The sequence below is a fragment of the Candidatus Pelagibacter sp. HIMB1509 genome, from assembly GCF_052047855.1.
Lineage (GTDB): Bacteria > Pseudomonadota > Alphaproteobacteria > Pelagibacterales > Pelagibacteraceae > Pelagibacter.
The window spans coordinates 929,586-952,851 of the sequence record NZ_JBNAIU010000001.1; the positions used below are offsets into that span (position 1 = coordinate 929,586).

Sequence of the window (23,266 nt, forward strand, 5' to 3'; positions counted from 1 at the left end):
ATTAAGATAAGTGCTTTATTTTTCTAAACTAAGAATCTTATTTGTAACTTTATTTTCTTTATTATTTATTTTAATTGCGTCATCAAATTTATTTAAGTTTGATGATAGTTTTTTTAATAAGAAAATAAATCTTGGTCTAGATTTACAAGGTGGTTCTTACCTTCTACTTGAAATTGATAATAAGCCTGTAATTGAACAAAAATTACAAAATTTAACAACTACTATTAGAAATTATTTTAAAGAGAAAAACATCAAAGTTAATAATATTAAAATTGATAATCAAAATATTTTTTTCAATGTTGCTGATTTAGACAAACAAGCAGTACTAGATGTGTTTCAAGATGAAAATAGTGATCTAAATCCTTATTACCCAAGATTTAAATCACACCAACTTGATATCGAAGATAATGGTATCAATTTAAAAGTAAGTTTTTCAAGACAAGGAATAATAAATCTTAAAACTTCATCGCAAGATCAAGCTATAGAAATTGTAAGAAGAAGGGTAGATGAAGTCGGTACTAATGAACCAAATATTTTAAAAAGAGGTAATGATAGAATCCTTGTTGAACTTCCCGGGTTAGATGATCCTCAAAGAATTAAATCATTATTAGGAAAAACAGCAAATCTTACATTTAGATTTGTAACTAATGATGAAAGTGACAGATTTGGTGTTGAGAAGTTAAAATTTGAAGATGGCTTAGAAGAGGCAACAGTAAGCAAAAGAATAATCATCAGTGGTGAAAATCTATTAGATGCACAACCAAAAATGGACACTCAAAACAATCAAACTATTGTGTCATTTACATTAGATCGAGTAGGTGCCAAAAGATTTGGTAAAGCAACATCTACTGGTATTGGAAAACAATTGGCCATTATTTTAGATGGAAAAATAATTAGTGCACCTGTTGTTAGAGATACAATAGCAAGTGGTTCTGGACAGATCAGTGGAGGATTTACTTTTCAAAGTGCTACAGATTTAGCTTTATTATTAAGGTCTGGAGCATTACCTGCTCCATTAGAAATTATAGAGGAAAGGACTGTAGGTCCTGATCTAGGACAAGATTCGATTAATGCAGGAATGATCGCTTTAGCCATAGGTTTTTTATTAGTTATTATTTTTATGTTTGTTAAATACAAAGTGTTTGGATTAATCACTAACATAACATTAATAATTAATTTGTTTTTATTGCTTGGTATTTTAACTTTATTTGAGGCAACACTAACTCTCCCAGGTATAGCAGGTATCATTTTAACTGTTGGTATGGCAGTTGACGCAAATGTATTAATTTTTGAAAGAATTAAAGAAGAACTTAAAGATGAAAGTAATAATATTTTAGCTTTTGATTGGGGTTACACAAAATCAAGAACGGCAATTATTGATGCAAATATCACTACTTTATTAGCAGCTATAATTTTATTTTTTATGGGTTCTGGTCCAGTAAAAGGATTTGCTGTCACTCTAGGTGTTGGAATTTTTACAACACTATTCTCGGTTTATTTTATAGCAAGATTGTTCACTAGTCTTTATGTGACAAGAAATAAAAATAAGGAAAAACTAATCTAATGATAGCCTTTAATAAATACTATAATCACTTTAACATTCTATCTATACTTTTAATTACAGCATCACTTTTATTACTAATTTTTAAAGGTTTAAATTACGGTATAGACTTTAAAGGTGGAACATTGATTGAACTAAGGTCATCAGATAGCAAAATTAGTGTTAGTTCATTGAGAGATAAGTTTAATCAAATGGATTTAGGAGATATTTCTGTTAAAAAATTTGGAAATGATACTGATTTTCTAATTAAATTCGAAAATAAAGATAATAAAAAAAATATTATTGAAGAAATTAAAAAGGATTTAGATAGTTCTTTTGGAAATAACTATGACTTTAGAAGAGTTGAAAACGTAGGTCCTAAAGTAAGCGCTGAATTGCTTAAAGCTGGCGTGATAGCAATTTCTTTATCTTTAGCTGTAATGCTTATTTATATTTGGATACGTTTTGAGTGGCAATTTAGTTTGGGTGCTATTTTGGCTCTATTTCATGATGTAATAGTAACATTGGGAATTTTTTCATTATTTAGTCTTGAGATTAATTTATCAATTATTGCAGCTGTTCTAACAATTGTTGGTTATTCTATGAACGATACGGTTGTAATTTTTGATCGTGTTAGAGAAAATTTAAGAAAATATTCAGATATTAAAATTTTTGAATTAACAAATATTTCAATTAACGAAACTTTATCTAGAACAATAATAACCTCAGCTACAACATTGTTAGCTTTATTGGCGATATTCTTTTTTGGTGGTGAAATTTTAAAAGGTTTTTCTTTAGCAATGATACTTGGTGTTGTATTTGGAACTTATTCTTCGATTTATATAGCTAATACAGTTTTAGTGAGATTAAGAGTATCACAAAAAACAGTCTTAAGAGAAGACGATAATAATAAAACAGTTTAATATAAGTTTTGAGCAGCTACCATAGAAAGCAACATTGGTAGAGATAAAAGTGTATTTGTTCTTGAAAACAACATTGCAGTTCTAGCAGACTTAGCCTTTGTTTCTGGATCAGCTTCAACTATTCCTAAAGCTCTTTTTTGGTTTGGCCAAATCACAAACCAAACATTAAAAGCCATTACAATTCCTAACCACATACCAATTCCTATTGCTGTATGTTTTGGAACACCAGATCCAATGCTAAAAGTCATAGCATCATGCAAATATCCATTTAACAGAGCTAAAATTAATCCTGAAATAACAGTAAAAGCAGCTGCCCATCTAAAATAAAATAATGCAGCTGGAGCAATCACTTTTCCAATAGCAGGCTTTTGCTCATCAGGTATTTTTCCCATATTTGGAATTTGAACAAAATTAAAATACCACAATAATCCTATCCACATTATTGCAACAACAACATGAATGTATCTAAATAACCAGCTCCAAAAAAGAGTATCGAATGCAATACCATCATTTAAATAGGAAAGACCTAAAAACAATATAATTGCTAATGCAAGCGATGCATGAATTGTTTTAGATAGTGATGATAATAAACTGCTCATGATTCTTAATTAATATACACTAAATTTAGATTTTTTATAAGTTTTTATATTTAATACAAAAGAGGTTTTAAAAACTGGCCTGTGTAGCTTTCTTTTACTTTGCAAACTTCTTCAGGTTTACCTTCTGCAACAATTTTACCACCTTTAACACCACCCTCAGGACCCATATCAACTATATGATCAGCTGTTTTTATAACATCTAAGTTATGCTCTATTACAACTACGGTGTTTCCTAATTTCACGAAGGTGTGAAGAATTTCTAGTAATTTTTTAATATCGTGCTGATGCAGTCCAGTTGTTGGTTCGTCTAATATGTACATAGTTCTACCAGTTGATCTTTTTGATAATTCCTTGGCTAGTTTAATCCTTTGTGCTTCACCACCTGATAGTGTAGTGGCCTGTTGTCCAATTTTAATGTAACCAAGTCCAACTTTTTTTAAGGTTAATAATTTAGATTTAATATTTGAAATGTTTTCAAAATATTCACAACCTTCATCAACAGACATATCTAAAACATCAGCTATACTTTTTCCTTTAAACTTAATCTCTAAAGTTTCTCTGTTGTATCTCGTTCCTTTACACTCATCACACTGAATATAAACATCTGGTAAAAAATGCATTTCATAAGTAATAACTCCATCACCTTCACACGCTTCACATCTACCGCCCTTAACATTAAATGAAAACCTTCCTGGTTTATAACCTCTAGTCTTAGACTCTGGTAAGCTAGTAAACCAATCTCTTATAGGACCAAAAGCTCCAGTGTATGTGGCTGGGTTAGATCTTGGAGTTCTACCGATAGGTGATTGGTCGATATCAATAATTTTGTCAATTAATTCTACTCCTTTGTAACCCTTAAAAGCTTTAGGAGTTTTTCTAGCTTTATTATTAAGTGTTAGGTTTAATGCATGGAATAACGTTTGTAAAACTAATGTAGATTTACCACTACCAGAAACTCCAGTTACACAAGTAAATGTGCCTGTAGGAATTTTTAGATTAACATTATTTAAATTATTTCCACTAGCACCATTTATTTCTACAAATCTACCATTCTTTGCTAATCGTCTAGTTTTAGGAACTTCAATTTTTTGTTTATTTGCAAGATACTGTCCCGTTATACTCTTCTTGTCCTTTTTAAGTTCTTCGTAAGTTCCTTGAGCTGTTATTTGACCACCATTCGTTCCTGCTTCTGGTCCAAGGTCAATAATGTGATCTGCATTTTCCATTGTCTCAGTATCATGTTCAACAACAATTACTGTATTTCCAAGATCTCTTAATCTTTTTAATGCGTTTATTAATTTAACATTATCTTTTTGATGTAAACCAATTGATGGTTCATCTAAAACATACAATACTCCGGTCAAACCAGATCCAATTTGTGATGCTAATCTAATTCTTTGAGCTTCTCCTCCCGATAAAGTTCCAGACTCCCTTGAGAGTGTTAAATAATCCAAACCAACATTAAGTAAGAAATTTAATCTTTCATTTATTTCTTTTAGGACATGTTCTGCAATTTTGAATTGCCTTTTATCTAAATTATTTTCTAAGCTTTTAAACCATTCAGCGGCATCATGAATTGATTTTTTAGTAACTTCACTAATATTTAAATCATTAATCTTAACACATAATGCTTCCTCTTTAAGTCTATCACCATTACAAGATTCACATGCAGTATCAGATTGATATTCGGCTATTGCTTCTCTTTTCCATTCACTATCAGATTCCAAGAAACGTCTTTCAAGATTGTTAATTACACCTTCAAAAGTTTTTTTATATGAATATTTTTCATATCCATCATCATAATTAAATTTAATTTCGTCTTCATCTGAGCCATATAAAATTATATCTTTAATTTTTTTTGGAAGTTTTTTCCATTTTTCATCAAGAGAAAATTCATAATGTTTTGCAAGAGAAGCTAATGTCTGTGCATAATATAAAGTTGTCGATTTAGCCCATGGTTCAATTGCTCCATCCGCTAAACTTTTACGATCATCTGGAACTACTAAATTTGGATCTACATTTAATTTCATTCCTATACCTTCACATTCTTCACAAGCACCATAAGGACTATTAAATGAAAACAATCTTGGTTCTATTTCTTCAATAGTAAAACCACTTTCTGGACAAGCAAACTTTGTTGAGTAAATTAATTTTTCAATTTTTCTAAATTTTTGAGGAAGAGTTTCATCTTCGTATTCAACAAAAACTAATCCATTAGCTAAATTTACAGCTGTTTCTACGCTTTCAGCTAATCTGTTCCCAAGTTTTGAATTGAGTACAATTCTATCAACTAGAATTGAAATATCGTGCTTTAATTTTTTATCAAGATTAGGAGATTTTTCTATATCGTATAATACATTATCAATTTTTATTTTTCTAAATCCACGTCTCTTATAGCTTAAAATATCTTTTTTATATTCACCCTTACGACCTCTAACTACTGGAGCATAAATATAAATTGTAGATTTTTTTGGTAATTTTTTTATTAAATCAACAATTTGAGTAATTGTTTGTGAGGTTATTGGCTTACCTGTAAAAGGAGAGTAGGGAATACCTGCTCTTGCGTAGAGCACTCTCATATAATCATAAATTTCAGTAACAGTTGCAACAGTTGATCTGGGATTTTTTGAAGTGTTTTTCTGCTCAATTGCTATAGCAGGACTTAAGCCTTCAATTAAATCAACATTTGGTTTTTTCATTTTATCTAAAAACTGACGAGCGTAGGCAGATAAGCTCTCGACATATCTTCTTTGACCTTCTGCATAGATGGTATCAAAAGCTAATGAAGATTTTCCTGACCCAGACAAACCTGTTATCACTACAAATTTATCTTTTGGAATCTCTACAGTCACATTCTTCAAATTGTGTTCTTTAGCGCCCTTAATAACTATCTTTTTCATCATATTTTTAGTTGCTTTGAGTCAATAAAATTAATATTCAGAAGAATTGTGATATAAATCTTATTAATTAATTTAACAAATATTAAAATATTATGGCTGGAAGTTTAAATAAAGTATTATTAATTGGTCGTTTGGGCGCAGACCCTGAAATTAAACAAATGGTAAATGGCAAGAGTGTAGCTAGACTAAGTCTTGCAACCAGTCAAACATGGAAAGATAAAAATACTGGTGAAAGAAAAGAAAAAACTGAATGGCACCGTATAGTTGTATTCAATGAAGGATTGGTAAATGTTGTTCAACAATATTTAAAAAAGGGCGCTCAAGTTTATGTAGAGGGACAACTGACAACACGTAAATGGAAAGATGAACAATCTGGCCAGGATAAGTATTCAACAGAAATTGTTATACAAGGTTACAATTCTTCACTTACAATGTTAGGTGGAGGAAATACAGGTGGTGGAATTCAGAATGACACAACTCAACAAAACAATATTGAGGATTCTTCTCAAGTGTCAAATGATATGGATGACGAAATACCATTTTAATTTCTATGCAAAAAACTGAAGAACCAAAAGATAAGAATATTAATCTAATCTCTATGCATGACGAGATGAGCTCGTCTTATTTGTCTTATGCAATGAGTGTTATTGTAAGTCGTGCATTACCTGATGTAAGAGATGGATTAAAACCAGTTCATAGAAGAATTCTTTATGCAATGTATAAAGGTGGTTATGATTGGTCTAAACAATTTAGAAAATCAGCAAGAATAGTCGGGGATGTAATTGGTAAATATCATCCTCATGGTGATCAATCAGTATATGATGCTTTAGTTAGGATGGTGCAAGATTTTTCAATGAGCTTACCTTTGGTTCAAGGGCAAGGTAATTTTGGATCCATTGATGGTGATCCAGCAGCTGCTATGAGATATACCGAAACAAGATTATCAAAAGTCTCACAATATTTGATTGATGATATCGAAAAAAATACGATTAGTTTTAAAAGCAATTATGATGAAACAGAGAAAGAACCTAGCGTTTTACCTGCACAATTTCCAAATTTATTAGTTAATGGGGCTGGAGGTATAGCTGTTGGGATGGCAACTAGTATTCCTCCTCATAATCTTGGTGAGATAATTGATGGAACTTTAGCCTTAATAGAAAACAAAGATATTAAAATAAAAGAACTGATGAAACATATTCCAGGACCAGATTTTCCAACTGGAGGAGTAATAATCGGTAAAGATATAATTAAACAAGGTTACAACAATGGAAGAGGTTCGTTTAAAATTAGAGGTGAAGTATCAGTTGAAAGCTTAAAGAATGGTAGAGATAGATTAGTAATTACTTCAATTCCATACCAAGTAAATAAAGCGGTATTAAATGAAAGAATTGCACAATTAGTTAGAGAAAAGAAAATTGAAGGTATTAAAGATATAAGAGATGAGTCTAATAGAGAAGGTATAAGAGTTGCTATTGATTTAAGAAATGGTGTTGAGCCAGAAACAATTAAAAGACAGCTATACAAAAACACTCAAATAGAAAGCTCTTTTGGTTTTAATACTTTAGCAATAGTAGAAGGGAAACCAAAAACATGCACATTAAAAGAATTTCTTTCTAATTTTTTATCATTTAGAGAAGATGTAGTAATCAAAAAAACAAAATTTGATCTTCAAAAAGCTGAGGAAAGAGCTCATATCTTAATAGGTCTATCTGTTGCAGTAGAAAACTTAGATAAAATTATAAAAATCATTAGATCTTCCAAAACACCTGAAGATGCAAAAAATGCTATCCTTAAAACTAAGTGGAAAATAAACAAATCACAAAAATTAATTTCTTTAGTAGAAGGAAAAAAAGGTAAAAATATTTATTCTTTATCCGAACCACAAGTGTTAGCTATCTTAGAATTAAGATTACAGAAATTAACAGCTCTTGGTATCAATGAAATTGAAGTTGAGATAAAAAAATTAGCTGAATTAATTGCAAAATATAAAAAAATTATATCCTCTAAAAAAGAACTTTTGAGAGTAATAAGTGAAGAATTAAAAAATATTAAAGAAAAATTTGCAGTTCCAAGAAGAACTAAAATAATTGATGCAGTTTTAAATTACGACATAGAAGAAACAATACAAAAACAATCTGTAATTATCACAGTAACTTTGCAAGGATATATTAAAAGAGGCTCATTAAATAATGTGAAACAACAAAAAAGAGGTGGAAAAGGTAAATCTGGAATTACTACCAGAGATCAAGACTCTGTAATACAAACTCTGTCGGTGAATACGCATACATCAGTTTTATTTTTTTCAACAGAAGGACTTGTTTATAAAATTAAAGCCTGGAAAATACCTGAAGGGTCATCAGCGTCAAAAGGTAAATCTTTATTCAATATTCTCCCATTAAAAAGTCATCAATCTATTAGCTCAATTATGCCAATGCCTGATGAGGATACAGACTCAAAAAATTATCAAATTATTTTTGCAACAGCACAAGGTAAAGTTAGAAAGAATAGTTTAGAGGATTTTTCATCCATTAATGCTTCAGGAAAAATTGCAATGAAACTTGACAACAACGATAAAATTGTTGGAGTTAAAATTTGTAAAGATGATCAAGACATAATTCTAAGTACTAAATTTGGAAAATGTATCCGTTTTGAAGCTAGAAAATTAAGAGTATTTAAGGGAAGGTCTTCTAAGGGAATAAAAGGGATTGAACTTGCTTCTGGAGATCAAATTGTTTCATTGTCCGTAATTGATAATGATAAATTAAATAAAAATGGAAAAAAATCAAAAGATGAAAAATCAGAATTAAAAGCAAAAGAAAAATTTGTTTTAGCAATAAGTGAAAACGGTTATGGCAAAAAGACTTCTCATATTGACTACAGAGTTACTAATAGAGGTGGAAAGGGTATTATTGGAATTATAAATTCTCCAAGAAACGGGAATATAACCTCATCTTTTCCAGTTTTTGAAGGTGATGAAATTTTAATTTCCACAAACAAAGGAAGAGTTATTAGAGTTGCAGTGAAAGAAATAAGAACCGCTAGTAGAAATACTCAAGGTGTAAGAATTATAAAATTATCTGGTGATGAAAAAGTTGTTTCTGCAATTAAAATTGATGATAATTTAATTTAATGAGTAAAATTGCTATTTATCCAGGAACTTTTGATCCAATCACTTATGGTCATATAGATGTTATTAAAAAAGCACTAAAACTTTTTGATAAAATAGTAGTTGGAGTTTCAGATGTTAGTAATAAAAATTATTTATTTTCATCAGATGAAAGAATAGAAATTGTTAATAAAGCTTTATTTAAGGATTTAAAATTAAATAAAAAAAAAATTATAGTTGTTTCCTTTGGTTCACTAACCACTGATTTGTGCAAAAAATATAAATCAAACATCATTTTGCGTGGCTTGAGAGCTGTATCTGATTTTGAATACGAATTTCAACTTGCTGGAATGAATAGAAAACTCAACCAAAATATTGAGACAATTTTTTTAATGTCAGATGTAGAAAATCAAATCATTTCCTCAAGGTTTGTTAAAGAAATTGTAAAATTAAATGGAAATATTAAAAAATTTACTACCAAAAGCACAATAAAATCTTTAAAAGAAAAATATGAATAGAATTTTATCGTACATATTTATTTTATTTTTTGTTAGTGCAAATCAATTAATAGCTGAGGAGAATATAATGATTTTAAAACTAAAAGATGGTGATGTAAAAATTGAATTATTTGAAGACGTGGCACCAAATCACGTCAAAAGAATAAAAGAATTAGCTAACAGCGGAAAATATGACAACGTTGTATTTCATAGAGTAATCGATGGTTTCATGGCTCAAACAGGTGATGTTAAATTTGGAAATTCAGAGTCTAAAGAATTTGATTTAAGAAGAGCAGGTATGGGTGGATCTGATATGCCTGATTTAGAACAGGAGTTTAATAGTTTACCTCATGATAGAGGCACATTATCTATGGCTAGAGCTCAAGATCCAAATAGCGCAAATAGCCAGTTTTTCATTTGTTTTCAACCAGCACCTTTTTTAGACAGACAGTATACTGTTTTTGGTAAAGTTATTGAGGGAATGGAGTTTGTAGATAAAATTAAAAGAGGTGACCAAAATAACAATGGTGCTGTAACAGATCCTGATAAAATTATAAGTTTTAAATCTTTGTAAAATATTAAATGGCATTAAAAAATTTTGCCTTTAAAGTTTTAAACAAAGATAAATTTGCTAGACGCGGTGTTATAGAAACTCATAGGGGTGAGATTAATACACCAGCATTTATGCCTGTTGGTACACAAGCAACAGTTAAAGCTTGTACAATCAACGATATAAAGAAAACTGGATCAGAAATAATACTATCTAACACATATCATTTAATGATCCGTCCTGGAGTGGAAAGAGTTGCTTCAGCAGGTGGTTTACATGAGTTCATGAATTGTGATTTACCAATACTTACAGACTCAGGTGGTTTTCAAGTAATGTCTCTATCAAAGTTAAATAAAATAGATCGCGAAAAAGGGGCCATATTTAATTCACACGTTGATGGAAAAAAATTTTATTTAAGTCCTGAAGAAAGTATTAGGATTCAATTAGGCTTAAATTCAGATATTGTAATGATAATGGATGAGTGTCCAAAAAAAACTGAAGATTATGATTTAATAAAAAAATCTATGGATCTATCTTTGTATTGGGCTGAGAGATCTAAAAAGGCATTTGGAAACAATCCTCACAAAGCTTTATTTGGAATTATTCAAGGAGGATTATTTAAAGATTTAAGATTAAAATCCCTTGAAGGACTTACAAAGATCGGGTTTGATGGGTATGCGGTTGGAGGATTAGCTGTAGGTGAAACTCAAGATGAAATGTTTGCTACTTTAGATGGTATTAAAGAACATTTACCAGATGAAAAACCCCATTATTTAATGGGTGTTGGTACACCATCAGATATTTTAGGTGCTGTAAAAAGGGGTATAGATATGTTTGATTGCGTTCTTCCAACTAGATCAGGTAGAACAGGTCTTGCTTTTACTTGGAATGGACGGGTAAATATTAAAAATAACAAATACCAACATGACAACACACCGTTAGATCCGAATTGTGAAAATTTAAATTTAAATAAATATTCAAAAAACTATTTAAATCATTTGTTTAATACCAATGAAATATTAGCATCAATGCTATTAACACTTCACAATATAAATTTTTATCAAGAATTAATGTCCGAAATCAGAAAAAATATTATGAATAATACATTTGATGAATTTCACGATAAATACATTGATAAGTTGTAGTTTTATTAACTGTGCTATTATGTGTACAACTTTGTAATGAAAACCCCTCATTTATAACGAATTCTTTTTATAAAAATTACATTGAACGAATTGAAATATTAAAATTTATCTGTATACAAACCATATTCATTTTCATAAAAATGAATCTTTGTGGGCCGTTAGCTCAGTTGGTAGAGCAATTCCCTTTTAAGGAATGGGTCGATGGTTCGAGTCCATCACGGCTCACCACTTTTTGAATTTAACTTATTTCAATTGGTGGATAATCAAGAATTACCTCATTCATCCAATCATTTAACTGTTTAATTCTAGTGTCAGATGAAGGGTGGGTACTCATAAATTGTGGAGGCTCTTTGCCTTTATTAAATTCTCTCATTCTTTCCCAAATTTTAACTGTTTCTCTGATATCATATCCAGATAAAGATGAAAAAATCATACCAAGATAATCAGCTTCGCTTTCTTGTTTTCTGTTAAATGGATTCATTAGTCCAATTTGAGATAGTAGGCCAACTGTATCCATTCCTGTTGTTCTATTGATATCTGATAATATACCTCCACTTGCAATATCAATAATTCTGGTACCTGTGTTTAGCAAAACTCCTCTACTTGCTCTTTCAACTGAATGTTTTGCAACAGCATGAGCAACTTCATGTCCCATTACTGCAGCCAGACCATTAGTATTTTTTGTTACATCAAGTATACCTGTATAAACCGCAATTTTCCCTCCAGGCATACACCAAGCATTTCTAACTTTTTTATTATCAATTAATATATATTCCCAATCAAAATTAGCAGTTGGATCATTTAAATTAGATCTATAGAAATATTCACTAATTGAATCTTCCATTTTTTTTCCAATTTCTTTTATTTCATTTAAAGTTTTTGTATCATCACTCATTTTCTCTTTTTCTTTAACTTTCTCATAAATTTGAGCAGCTTGAGCATTTAATTTAGCTTCTGGTATTAATTTTAATTGTTTTCTATCAGTAATTGGAGCACTTGTGCATGAATGTAGAAGTATGCTTCCACAACCACATCCAACATATGTTAAAAATTTTCTTCTATTCATTTCATTCTAAAATTGGTAATAATTTATCATTATGAATCTTAATAATAAAATTTTAGTAGTATTATTTATCATTGCAATAATTTTTGTTACATATTCTAGTTATAGTTAATAAATGAAAGAAACCAAAAAGAAACCTATAAAAAAAAGAGAAATTATAGGTCTATGGTTTTATATTTTATCTTTAAAAATTAGGAATTATTTTTTTACTGGTGTTGTTGTTTTAATACCAATAGGACTAACTATTTATTTAAGTAAATTTTTAATAAATACTTCTTCAAAAATTTTACCTTCTCAAATAAATCCTAATTATTATTTACCATTTAATATTCCTGGCCTAGAGATAATTATTTCAATTATTTTCATAACAATCATTGGATTTATATCTTTATCTTATTTAGGGAAAAAATTTCTTCAGTTAATAGACAGTTTATTTAAAAAAATACCACTCCTAGGAACTTTTTGGTCTGCAATTAAACAAATGTCACAATCATTTAAAGAAAGTGGAAGTAAAAGTAAGAGTGTTGTACTTGTTGAATATCCAAGAAAAGGTGTATGGGCTGTGGGTTTTGCAACTAAAGAAAATTCTGGAGAAATTGCTGAAAAAACAAATCAAAAATTAATAAACGTATTTGTTCCAACAACTCCAAATCCAACAAGTGGTTTTTTGCTGATGTTCCCAAAAGACGACGTTATATTTTTAAACATGACTTTTGAGGAAGCTTCTAAATTTATTGTATCGGCCGGTACAACAACAACTGAAAAAAATTAAGCTATATCGTTAATTATATCTGCTCTATCGTACAATTTAATTAAAGGTTTAAACTTACTTAAATTTTCATTTTCAAGTTCAATTCTTTTTATTTCTTTTTCAGCTAATTCAAATAAGTCACTGTTTTGAATTGGGTCTGCTAATTTGAAATTTTTAACACCACTTTGTTTAAAACCCAATATATCACCGAAACCCCTAATCTTCATATCTTCTTCAGAAATAACAAATCCATCATTGGTCTCTTTTAATATATTTATTCTTTTTTTAGCATTTTCACTCAAATTTGACTTGAACATCAAAATACAAGTTGCTTCCTTCTCTCCACGACCAACTCTACCTCTTAATTGGTGGAGTTGAGATAGGCCAAACTTATTTGCATTTTCGATTATAATTACATTTGCGTTAGGAAAATCTATTCCAACCTCTATAATAGTTGTTGATACTAATATTTTAAACTCTTTATTTAAAAATTTTTTCAAAATTTCATCTTTTTCAATTATATCTGTTTTTCCATGAAGAATAGAAACTTGTTTTGGGAATAATTTTTTTAAATATTCAAATTTTTGAATTGCAGAAGTGTGATCTAATTTTTTAGACTCTTCAATTAATGGACAGACCCAAAATATTTGATTACCTGAATTAATTTCTTTTTTTATAAATTTAATTACATCATCAATTTTACTTTCTAATTTACTGTAAGTTTTTATCATTTTACGGTTTTTTGGTTTTTCTCTAATAATTGACAAATCCATATCGCCATAAATTGTCATTGTTAAAGTTCGTGGAATAGGTGTGGCTGTCATCAATAGAACATCACAATCATTTCCCCCTTTGTCAGATAATCTTTTTCTTTGATTCACGCCAAACTTATGTTGTTCGTCAATAATAATTAATCCTAATTTTTTAAATTTAACTGTTTTTTGAAAAATAGCATGTGTACCAAAAATTATATTAATCTTATTATTTATTAGTTCATTGAGGATTAATTTTTTTTCTCTGTAACTAGACTTACCAGAAATTAACTCTATTGATATGCTTGATGGAAAAATTTTTTTTGCTAAATTATAATGTTGTCTTGCTAGTATTTCGGTAGGGGCCATAACAGCTACTTGGAAACCAGAATTGATAGTATTAAATGCAGCTAATAATGAGACAATTGTTTTTCCACTTCCAACATCTCCTTGTAATAATCTAAACATTTTAGTTGAGGATGATAAATCCTCATTAATTTCGTTAATCGATTTAATTTGATCATCAGTTAATGAAAAATCTAATTTATTAATAAGTTTTTTTTGTTTATTTAAATTAATAATTTTATTTTTTTTCTTAACTTTCTTAATTTTTTTTCTTATTTCTGAATTAACTAAAAATGTTGCAAATATTTCATCAAAGGCAAGTCTTTGATAAAAATGATCTTTGTATTTTCCTATATTCTCATGCTTGTGTAATTCTTTAATTGCATCATTCCAATTGATATTATTGAATTTATTTAAAATTTTACTTGAGTGCCATTCTTTTAAGTTAGGTAATTTATCTATTATTTGTTTTATGATTTTATTATAAATTTTCTCAGATATTCCTTCAGTTAATGAATATTTATTATGAACTTGTTTAATTAAACTTGAGTCTTCAGATACATATTTAGGATTGGTTATTTGATATTTGTTTTTAAAGTAGCCAATTTTCCCACTTACAGTTATTTCTTTTCCTAAAGGTAATATTTTTTTAATATATCCTTCATAACTATTAAAAAAAACACAATCTAGCTCACCTGTTTCATCTGAACACTTAACTCTATTTGGTAATTTTCTAATTCTTGGAAACAAATATTTATTTGCTACAACAGTAACAGTTTGATTTTCTCCGATCTTTAAATCTTTTACTTTAGTTGACAAACTTCTGTCTGTATAAGCCTTTGGAAGTTTCCAAAGTAAATCAAAAATATTATTTATATTCTTTTTCTTAAGTAAATTTGTTGTTTTTATACCAACGCCATTTAAAGCTGTTAGATCAGATAATAAATATTCAAAATTAGTTTTATTATCCATAATAAATTAATTATAATCTAATAATGACCCTCAATATAGATGATTTAAAAAAAAAAATTATTTATCGTTCCAATTATCGAGGTACAAAGGAAATGGATAAGCTCTTAGGTAAATTTGTAAAAAAATACATTAATGATTTGCAAAAAGAGGATTTAATTGATTTAGATAAATTTCTTAATATTGATGACACAAATTTATATAATTTCTATAATGGCTTCGATACTGAATTTAAAATAGAAAAAAACAATATTAGCTTGTTGTTTAAAAATTTTAAATATTAAGAAGATGGCGGAGAGACTGGGATTCGAACCCAGGAAAGAGTTGCCCCTTTGCCGGTTTTCAAGACCGGTGCTTTCAACCGCTCAGCCATCTCTCCGTGAGCAAGGTTTTATAATTATAATTATTTAATTCAACCATAAAATAGTCGAAAAAAACTCATTAACGACTAATATCAAAGCTAGATGAACAAAGAATTTAATAAAGGCCTTTTACTTGCTGGATTTGGATCTTTTTGGTGGGGTTTTTTTGGGGTTTTGTATTTTAAATATATTACTTTTATTGGTTATATAGAGCTAGTAGTCCACAGATGTTTATGGACTACTTTGACTTTAATATTAACAACTTTCTTTTTTTCAAAGTGGGATATTTTTTTTAAGATAATTAAAAGTAAACAAAATTTAATTTACCTTTTTATTTCAGGTTTTTTGATTTTTATGAATTGGGGCGTTTGGATTTATGCTATTGCTACTAATAGAATTATAGATGCTAGTTTTGGTTATTTTATAATGCCAATTTTAAGTGTTCTTCTTGGTTTTATTTTTTTTAAAGAAAAATTAAATAATAAAAGAATATTTTCAATTTCCTTAGTTATATTATCAATTTTATATTTAATTTTTGTAAGTTTAAAATCGCTTCCCTGGGTCGGTATATTTGTAGCACTAAGTTGGGGCTTTTATAATTTAGTAAGAAAAAAGGTTAATGTTGATACTGATATTGGTCTCTTAATAGAAAGTTTATTTATATTACCAATTGCAATTGTTGCATTCTATCTCATTGCAGTTAATGGTTACAATGATTTCTTGTTATCCAACCCTCCAATGATGTTAATAATATTGTTGGCAGGTCCAATGACGGTAATACCTTTATTTTTATATGTTAGAGGAGTTGAATTATGTGGATTGGGTCCGACAGGGATGATTTTCTATATAACCCCAACTCTTCAATTTTTACTAGGTTTTTTTTATTACGATGAAGCTTTCTCATTTAATAAACTAGTAAGTTTCATTTTAATCTGGATTGCTGTAATAATATATTTAAGAGATTTATATGAAACTCATTAAACTTATATTTATTTTATCTCTTTGTTTTCATTCAAACACATTAGCAGATATCAATATAGAATTCGAAAACTGGAAAAAAAATTTCAAAAAAATTGCTCTAGTAAATAATATTTCTGAAGCAACATTTGACCTAGTTATGTCTAACACTAAGTTTTTACCTGATGTAATTAAATATGATAGATATCAACCAGAGTTTTATGAAGATACAAAAACTTATATTTCAAAAAGAACCTCTGACCAAAAAGTAAAAAAAGGAAAACAACTTTATATTGATAATTTAAGTTTAATTAATTCTGTTGAAAATCAATTTAATATAGAAAAAGAGCTTCTTTTATCATTAATGGGAATAGAAACAAATTTTGGTACCTATGTTGGTAAAATGGACATTCTTTCTTCATTAGCTACATTAAGTTTTGACAAAAGAAGGTCAGAATTTTTTACCAAAGAACTTTTAATACTTTTGAACTTAATTGAGAAAAATCAAATTGATTATAAAACATTGTATGGTTCTTGGGCGGGTGCTTTTGGTTACTTCCAATTTATGCCTTCTACTATGAAAAATTATGCAACAGATTATGATGGCAATGGTTCAATAAATTTAAAAAGTAACCCTGATGCTTATGCTTCCGCGAGTAATTATTTAAAGAAAATAGGTTGGAAATCTAATGAACCATGTTTTTATAGAATTGATCTGAATAATGATATTCCAAAAAAATATTTAAATATTTCTGCAAAAAAATTACATGATAAGAAACAATTAAAGTTTTTTAGACAATACATTCAGAACAATTCAATTATTTCAAATAATTATGATGAATTAGAAGTTGCAATAATAACACCAGATAAAGATATAATTCCTGATGCGGAAACTCTAAATCCAGCTTATGTGGTATTTAATAATTATGAAATAATTTTACAATGGAATAGATCTTTAAGATTTGCTTTAGCAGTCTGCACATTAAAGGATAAATTCAAAAATGAACTTTAAAAAAGTATTACCATTATTGTTGTTTATTTTTTTTGTGGGATGCAAACAATTAGAAACAACTCAAAAGAAAACTATAAAGAAAGAACCTGATATATTAGCAGCAGAAACAACTTTAAAATCTTCAGATGAAAATGAAGTAAGTAATTCTAAATATATTTTTGATAGAGAGTATACTAACCAAGGCTTTGCATTAATTTACGACGAAAATCTCTTTGATGAAAAAAGTATTTCAAAAAAATTAGATAATAGAGGTTTGTTTATTTTTCATACCAAAATTAGAAAAAATTCTTTTGTGAAAATTACTAACCCTGAAAATAAAAAAACTGTTATTGCGCAAGTGATATCTAATAAGGTAATTTTTTCAAATTTTTATAATTCAGTAATCACCAAAAGAATTGTTGATGAATTGTTGCTTGATGAAAATGAACCTTATGTTGAATTATCTCTAATTTCTAATGAATCAACTTTTGTAGCCAAAAAAGCTAAAACGTTTGATGAAGAAAAAAAAGTAGCTCAAAAGGCTCCTGTAGATGGAATAACCATAGATAATTTAGGAACTGTAGAGAAAAAGGAATTGCCTAAGACTACTCAAAGTAACTTTCTATATTCAATTAAAATTGCAGATTTTTATTATAAAGATTCAGCTGAAAATATGATCCAAAGAATTAAAGATGAAACAAAGATAACAAATCTTGTTATAAAAAAATTATCTCAAACAAAATATAGGGTATTATTAGGTCCATTTAATGATATAAAAAAAATTCAAGAGTCATTTAACGAAATAGAAAAACTAAATTTTGAAAACCTAAAAATTATTAAAGATGTTTAAAAAATTAAATTTAATTATTTTAATATTCATTTTATTTGTATCTAAATCATTTGCTAATTTTGATGTGAAAGCAAAAACTGCAATAATTCAAGATTATCATTCTGGAGAAATTCTTTTTGAGAAAGAAGCAGATTTATCAATATATCCCGCGTCCATGACGAAAATCATGACAGCCATCATTGCTTTTGACCTTATTAAGTCAGGAGATTTGCGTATGGATGAAAAATTTATTATTTCAGAAAAAGCTTGGCGATTATCTACATCTGGTTATTCCTCAATGTTTATTATGGTAGGTGATGAGGTTTCAGTTGAAAATTTACTAAAAGGTATAATCATAGCATCTGGCAATGATGCTTGTATTGCATTAGCAGAAGGCATAGCGGGTACTGAAGAAGAGTTTGCAATCTTAATGACAGCAAAAGCTAAAGATTTAGGAATGGACAATACAAACTTTTCTAATTCATCAGGAATTAATCACCCTGATAATAATTCAACAGTTAGAGATATAATGATCATGTCTAGATACTTAATAAAAGAACATCCAGAATTTTATAAAATGTTTGCAGAAAAAGAATTTACTTGGGATAGAACAGGAGGAGATCCAATAACACAAGGTAATAGAAATCCTTTGTTATATAAAAATCTTGGAGCAGATGGTATCAAAACTGGTTATTTAGCTGTTGAAAAATATTCATTAGCTTCGTCTATAGAGAGAAATGGAAGAAGATTAATTGCTGTTGGCAGTGGTTTTAATTCAAAAAACGCCAGATCACAAGAAAGTACTAAAATGTTAACTTATGGACTTACAAATTTTGATTTAGTTAAAATTAGTGAAGCGAACAAACCTTTTCAAAAAATAGACGTATGGTTGGGAAGAGAAGATACAGTTGATGTTTATACAAATAAAGACATTTACAAAACTATTAAAAAAGCCAAAAAAAAATTATTAAAGGTTTCTGTAAATTATGATGGTCCTGTAGAAGCACCAATAAACAAAGATCAAAAAGTTGCAACATTAAAAGTAGTTTATGACCAAGAATTAGTAGGTGAGTATGATTTGCTTGCTTTAAAAGAAATTAAAAAAGTAAATTTCTTTTCTAGATTGCTTAAATCATTAAACTACTTAATTTGGGGCGATGTCTAAGAAGCCAATAATTGTTTTTGAAGGTATAGAAGGCAGTGGCAAAAGTCATCATATTAAAATTGTTTCAAGGTATTTAGACAAAAATAAAGTTAAATATTTAAAAATCAGAGAACCAGGAGGGAGTTTAAATTCTGAAAAAATCAGAAAATTAATATTAAATAAGAAATCCAATTTTAATGTAAAAACTGATTTACTTTTATATCTAGCTGCCAGAAGTGAAAATATTAATCTTATTAAAAAATATTATAAAAAAAGAGTTATCTTAATTGATAGATTTATAGACTCTACAATTGCTTATCAACATTATGGTATGGGTGTTGATATTGAAATTATAAACATAATTAACAAATATTTATTAAAAAATATTAAGGTTAATTTTACATTTCTTAATGTTGTAAATAAAAAAAATCTTTTCTTAAGATTAAAAATGAGAAAATCTTTGAATAGATATGATCAATTTAATACCAGTTTCTATAACAAAGTTCAAAATGGATTTCTTAAGATGTCAAAACTAAATAAGAAAAAATATAAGATAATTGATTCAAATTTAGACATTAAGAAAAATGAAAAATTAATTATCAATCATGTTAAAAAATTAATTAAATGAGCCTAAATTCTTCTACACAACTGAATTTGTACGAACATCAAGAGATTTTCAACCATTTATCTAAATTATATTTAAATAATAAATTGCCAAATAAAATTCTTTTATCTGGTGAAAAGGGTATTGGTAAAGCAACATTAGGTTATCATCTAATAAATTTTGTATTATCAGAAGATGAAGAACATTCTTATGATGTTGAAAATAATAAAATTAATTTAGAAAATAAATCATTCAAACTTATACAAAATAAATCTAATCCAAATTTTAATCTTATAGACGTTGCTGAAGATAAAAAAAACATTGATATAAATCAAATAAGAGAATTAATTGTTAATCTAAATAAATCTTCATTTAATAATAAAAAAAGATTTGTTTTAGTAGACAATATAGAATTATTAAATTTAAATTCTATTAATGCATTACTAAAAGTCTTAGAAGAACCTAATGAAAATATTAATTTTATCTTAGTTAATAATAATAAAAGAGTTTTACCAACTCTTAAATCTAGATGTTTAAATTTCAAAATTTTTTTAACGAATGCTCAATCTATTGAAATTGTTAATAAATTAATAAACAATGATGTTTATAATTTTATAAATCAAGATTTAGTAAATTACTTTACAACACCAGGTAAATTATATGAATTACTAAATCTTGCAGAAAACTTTGGTTTAGATCTTAAGGATTATAATTTAGACACTTTTTTGCAAAGTCTAATATCAAGTAAGACTTACAAAAAAAACAAACCAATTATTGAATTAATATATTCTTTTATTGAAGTTTATTTTAGAAACAATATATCTACGAAAAATATTAAATTATTTCACCTTTATCATTATTTTTTAAAAAAAATTAATGATACTAAAATTTATAATTTAGATGAAGAGACATTATTTATGGAATTTGAAGATAAAGTTTTAAATGGATAAAAATTTTTATATTACAACACCTATTTATTATCCATCAGCTAAACCTCATATGGGACACGCATACTCAAGTATAGCTGCTGATTTTTTTGCAAGATTTAAAATTATTGATGATTATAAAGTTCATTTTTTAACTGGAACAGATGAGCATGGTTTAAAAATTCAAAGATCTGCTGAACGAGCAGGTGAGACTCCTCAAAAATTTTGTGATCAAATAAGCAAAACTTTTCGAGATCTTTCAAATACTCTAAATTTATGTAACACTGATTTTATTAGAACAACCGAAGAGAGGCATAAAAAAACAGTGCAATATCTTTGGTCAGAACTTGAAAAGAATGATGATATTTATCTATCAAATTATTCTGGTTGGTATTCAGTATCGGATGAAGCCTTTTATAGTGAAGATGAGATAGAAGAAATAGATGGTAAAAAAATAGCTATATCATCAAAATCTCCTGTTGAATGGATTGAAGAAGAGTCGTATTTTTTTAGACTTTCAAAATGGGAAAAACCTCTTTTAAAATATTATGAAGATAATCCTGATTTTATTTATCCAGAGTCTAGACGTAATGAAGTTATTAGTTTTGTAAAAAGTGGTCTAAAAGATCTATCGGTTAGTAGGAAAAGTTTTTCATGGGGTATACCAGTTCCAAGTAATAAAAACCATGTAATTTACGTTTGGTTAGATGCACTTACAAATTATTTAAGCGCACTAAATTATCCAAATAAAGATGATGAATTATTCAAAAAATTTTGGCCTGCATCAATACATTTAATTGGCAAAGACATACTAAGGTTTCACGCAGTTTATTGGCCAGCTTTTTTATTGGCTGCTAAAATTGAAGTACCAAAAAGAGTTTATGGTCATGGTTGGATTTTATCTGGAGAAGAAAAAATGTCCAAATCTAAAGGGAATATTTTGGATCCTTTAGAAATAATAGAAGAGTATGGTTTAGATCCATTAAGGTATTATCTAATAAAAGAAGTTTCATTTGGCAATGATGGCAATATTTCTCAAGATAGATTAGAAGATTGTATAAACAGTGATTTAGCAAATAATTATGGAAATTTATGCCAAAGAGTTACTGCTTTTGCGATCAAAAATTTCAATGGAAGAATTCCTTCCGAAATTAAATTTCTTGATGAAGATTTATTTATTTTAGACAAGTATAAAAAAAATTTAGATAATATTAGATCTAAAATTGATCATCAAAATATTAATTTTTATATAGACTATATTGTTAATTCTCTTTTTGAAGCCAACAAATATTTTAATGATCAAGAACCGTGGAAAAAAAAAGATGATCAAATTAGATTAAATACAATTGTTTATACTTCATTGGAAATAATTAGAAAAATTAGTTTTTTATTATATCCAATTATTCCAGAGTCTTCTTTAAAAGCACTAAAAATTTTTGATATCAATGAATCTCAAATAAAATTAAATTCCCTTTCAGATAATGAATATTTAACTAAAGGAAATAATATTAATAAAATTGATATACTATTTAAAAAAATAGAAAAAAAAAATGATTGATTCTCATTGTCACTTAGATCACGAACCTTTGTTGAGTGATTTAACAAATGTTTTACAAAGATCAAAAGATGTGGGTATTGAAAAACTATTAACAATATCAACGTCTCATGAAAGTTTCTCTAGAGTTAAGGAACTAGTTAATAGAGACGAGATGATTTATGGTACAATTGGAATTCATCCACATGAAAGTTCTACAAACACAATTACTGCCAATGAAATTATTGATAACTTAAAAAATAACAAAAAAATTATAGGTATTGGTGAAACTGGATTAGATTTTTATTATAATAGTAGTGAAAAAGATAAACAAATTGCAAGTTTTAAAGAACATATTCAAGCATCAATAAAAACTAATGTTCCTCTAATTGTTCATTCAAGAAATGCTGAAGATGAAACATTTGAAATCCTAAATCAATATAAAAATGAGAATATTAAAATTTTAATGCATTGTTTTACTGGTTCAAAAGAATTTTCAGAAAAGTTATTATCTTTAAATTCTTGCTTTTCTGCTAGTGGTATCATTACTTTTAAAAATTCAGTTGATTTACAAGAGACATTTAAATCAATCCCAGCTGAAAATATTTTAATTGAAACTGATAGTCCCTTTTTGGCCCCTGTGCCAAATAGAGGAAAAAAAAATGAACCATCATTTATCAATTTTACAGCTGCGAAATTAGCTGAAATAAAGAATATTTCAAAAAAAGAACTGATAGAGATTACTACCAATAATTTTAATAAACTTTTTTTTAATTAAC

General features: G+C 27.8%; 21 protein-coding genes and 2 tRNA genes. 18 read left to right on the plus strand and 5 right to left on the minus strand.

The annotated features are described in order from the left end of the window. The first annotated feature begins 10 nt into the window (after positions 1 to 10). Both secD and secF read left to right on the plus strand, forming a co-directional pair. Positions 11 to 1,564: a protein translocase subunit SecD gene (gene secD, locus ACTTBO_RS04925; RefSeq protein WP_440656655.1), complete on the plus strand. Its 1,554-nt coding sequence runs from the start codon at positions 11 to 13 to the stop codon at positions 1,562 to 1,564. Beyond that, positions 1,564 to 2,463 (plus strand): protein translocase subunit SecF, encoded by a 900-nt coding sequence (gene secF / locus ACTTBO_RS04930; RefSeq protein WP_440656656.1) that lies wholly within the window; start codon positions 1,564 to 1,566, stop codon positions 2,461 to 2,463. Before secD ends, secF begins: the two co-directional genes overlap by 1 nt. Here secF and ACTTBO_RS04935 read toward each other — a convergent pair. After that, positions 2,460 to 3,062 carry a urate hydroxylase PuuD gene (locus tag ACTTBO_RS04935; protein ID WP_440656657.1) on the minus strand — a complete coding sequence of 201 codons (603 nt, stop codon included), beginning with the start codon at positions 3,060 to 3,062 and terminating at the stop codon, positions 2,460 to 2,462. The two genes, secF and ACTTBO_RS04935, sit on opposite strands and share 4 nt — an antisense overlap. Positions 3,063 to 3,112: 50 nt before the next feature. Next, on the minus strand, positions 3,113 to 5,965 hold the full coding sequence (gene uvrA, locus ACTTBO_RS04940; protein ID WP_440656658.1) for an excinuclease ABC subunit UvrA: 2,853 nt from the start codon (positions 5,963 to 5,965) through the stop codon (positions 3,113 to 3,115). Between the two features lie 89 nt (positions 5,966 to 6,054). On the opposite strand from uvrA, the gene ssb reads away from it, so the two are divergent. The 6 genes from ssb to ACTTBO_RS04970 all read left to right on the plus strand — a co-directional run bounded on the left by ssb (position 6,055) and on the right by ACTTBO_RS04970 (position 11,488). Continuing rightward, positions 6,055 to 6,507, plus strand: coding sequence for a single-stranded DNA-binding protein (gene ssb, locus ACTTBO_RS04945; protein ID WP_262589214.1), 453 nt, complete (start codon positions 6,055 to 6,057; stop codon positions 6,505 to 6,507). Positions 6,508 to 6,512: 5 nt separating this feature from the next. Beyond that, positions 6,513 to 9,092 carry a DNA gyrase subunit A gene (gene gyrA, locus ACTTBO_RS04950; RefSeq protein WP_440656659.1) on the plus strand — a complete coding sequence of 860 codons (2,580 nt, stop codon included), beginning with the start codon at positions 6,513 to 6,515 and terminating at the stop codon, positions 9,090 to 9,092. Further along, positions 9,092 to 9,586 carry a pantetheine-phosphate adenylyltransferase gene (coaD, locus tag ACTTBO_RS04955; protein ID WP_440656660.1) on the plus strand — a complete coding sequence of 165 codons (495 nt, stop codon included), beginning with the start codon at positions 9,092 to 9,094 and terminating at the stop codon, positions 9,584 to 9,586. Before gyrA ends, coaD begins: the two co-directional genes overlap by 1 nt. Continuing rightward, a complete protein-coding gene (locus tag ACTTBO_RS04960) occupies positions 9,579 to 10,139 on the plus strand; it encodes a peptidylprolyl isomerase (protein WP_440656661.1) in 561 nt (186 codons plus the stop codon). The genes coaD and ACTTBO_RS04960 overlap by 8 nt, the downstream gene beginning before the upstream one ends. Before the next feature lie 8 nt (positions 10,140 to 10,147). Then, positions 10,148 to 11,260 (plus strand): tRNA guanosine(34) transglycosylase Tgt, encoded by a 1,113-nt coding sequence (tgt, locus tag ACTTBO_RS04965; protein WP_440656662.1) that lies wholly within the window; start codon positions 10,148 to 10,150, stop codon positions 11,258 to 11,260. A 152-nt stretch (positions 11,261 to 11,412) separates the two neighbouring features. Then, positions 11,413 to 11,488: transfer RNA gene (locus tag ACTTBO_RS04970), tRNA-Lys, on the plus strand. A 10-nt stretch (positions 11,489 to 11,498) separates the two neighbouring features. On the opposite strand, the gene ACTTBO_RS04975 is transcribed toward ACTTBO_RS04970, so the two are convergent. Then, positions 11,499 to 12,326 carry a M48 family metallopeptidase gene (locus ACTTBO_RS04975; protein ID WP_440656663.1) on the minus strand — a complete coding sequence of 276 codons (828 nt, stop codon included), beginning with the start codon at positions 12,324 to 12,326 and terminating at the stop codon, positions 11,499 to 11,501. A gap of 112 nt (positions 12,327 to 12,438) precedes the next feature. On the opposite strand from ACTTBO_RS04975, the gene ACTTBO_RS04980 reads away from it, so the two are divergent. Next, positions 12,439 to 13,095: a DUF502 domain-containing protein gene (locus ACTTBO_RS04980; RefSeq protein WP_440634143.1), complete on the plus strand. Its 657-nt coding sequence runs from the start codon at positions 12,439 to 12,441 to the stop codon at positions 13,093 to 13,095. Here ACTTBO_RS04980 and recG read toward each other — a convergent pair. Beyond that, positions 13,092 to 15,143, minus strand: coding sequence for an ATP-dependent DNA helicase RecG (gene recG / locus ACTTBO_RS04985; RefSeq protein ID WP_440656664.1), 2,052 nt, complete (start codon positions 15,141 to 15,143; stop codon positions 13,092 to 13,094). The genes ACTTBO_RS04980 and recG overlap by 4 nt on opposite strands. A gap of 23 nt (positions 15,144 to 15,166) precedes the next feature. Between recG and ACTTBO_RS04990 the strand changes: the two genes are divergently transcribed. After that, a complete protein-coding gene (locus ACTTBO_RS04990) occupies positions 15,167 to 15,424 on the plus strand; it encodes a succinate dehydrogenase assembly factor 2 (protein ID WP_440656665.1) in 258 nt (85 codons plus the stop codon). A 5-nt stretch (positions 15,425 to 15,429) separates the two neighbouring features. Here ACTTBO_RS04990 and ACTTBO_RS04995 read toward each other — a convergent pair. Beyond that, positions 15,430 to 15,519, minus strand: a tRNA-Ser gene (locus tag ACTTBO_RS04995). Positions 15,520 to 15,604: 85 nt separating this feature from the next. On the opposite strand from ACTTBO_RS04995, the gene rarD reads away from it, so the two are divergent. The 8 genes from rarD to ACTTBO_RS05035 are packed head-to-tail and all read left to right on the plus strand — an operon-like array spanning position 15,605 to position 23,265. Beyond that, positions 15,605 to 16,483, plus strand: coding sequence for an EamA family transporter RarD (rarD, locus tag ACTTBO_RS05000; protein WP_440656666.1), 879 nt, complete (start codon positions 15,605 to 15,607; stop codon positions 16,481 to 16,483). Then, on the plus strand, positions 16,470 to 17,471 hold the full coding sequence (locus tag ACTTBO_RS05005) for a lytic murein transglycosylase (protein WP_440656667.1): 1,002 nt from the start codon (positions 16,470 to 16,472) through the stop codon (positions 17,469 to 17,471). Before rarD ends, ACTTBO_RS05005 begins: the two co-directional genes overlap by 14 nt. Beyond that, positions 17,461 to 18,300, plus strand: coding sequence for an SPOR domain-containing protein (locus ACTTBO_RS05010; protein ID WP_440656668.1), 840 nt, complete (start codon positions 17,461 to 17,463; stop codon positions 18,298 to 18,300). Before ACTTBO_RS05005 ends, ACTTBO_RS05010 begins: the two co-directional genes overlap by 11 nt. Beyond that, complete coding sequence (locus ACTTBO_RS05015) at positions 18,293 to 19,444, plus strand: D-alanyl-D-alanine carboxypeptidase family protein (protein ID WP_440656669.1); 1,152 nt, start codon at positions 18,293 to 18,295, stop codon at positions 19,442 to 19,444. Before ACTTBO_RS05010 ends, ACTTBO_RS05015 begins: the two co-directional genes overlap by 8 nt. Then, positions 19,437 to 20,051: a dTMP kinase gene (tmk, locus tag ACTTBO_RS05020; protein WP_440656670.1), complete on the plus strand. Its 615-nt coding sequence runs from the start codon at positions 19,437 to 19,439 to the stop codon at positions 20,049 to 20,051. The genes ACTTBO_RS05015 and tmk overlap by 8 nt, the downstream gene beginning before the upstream one ends. After that, positions 20,048 to 20,977 carry an AAA family ATPase gene (locus tag ACTTBO_RS05025; RefSeq protein WP_440656671.1) on the plus strand — a complete coding sequence of 310 codons (930 nt, stop codon included), beginning with the start codon at positions 20,048 to 20,050 and terminating at the stop codon, positions 20,975 to 20,977. The genes tmk and ACTTBO_RS05025 overlap by 4 nt, the downstream gene beginning before the upstream one ends. Next, on the plus strand, positions 20,970 to 22,511 hold the full coding sequence (gene metG / locus ACTTBO_RS05030; protein ID WP_440656672.1) for a methionine--tRNA ligase: 1,542 nt from the start codon (positions 20,970 to 20,972) through the stop codon (positions 22,509 to 22,511). The genes ACTTBO_RS05025 and metG overlap by 8 nt, the downstream gene beginning before the upstream one ends. Beyond that, positions 22,504 to 23,265, plus strand: coding sequence for a TatD family hydrolase (locus tag ACTTBO_RS05035; RefSeq protein WP_440656673.1), 762 nt, complete (start codon positions 22,504 to 22,506; stop codon positions 23,263 to 23,265). Before metG ends, ACTTBO_RS05035 begins: the two co-directional genes overlap by 8 nt. Position 23,266 lies beyond the last annotated feature (1 nt).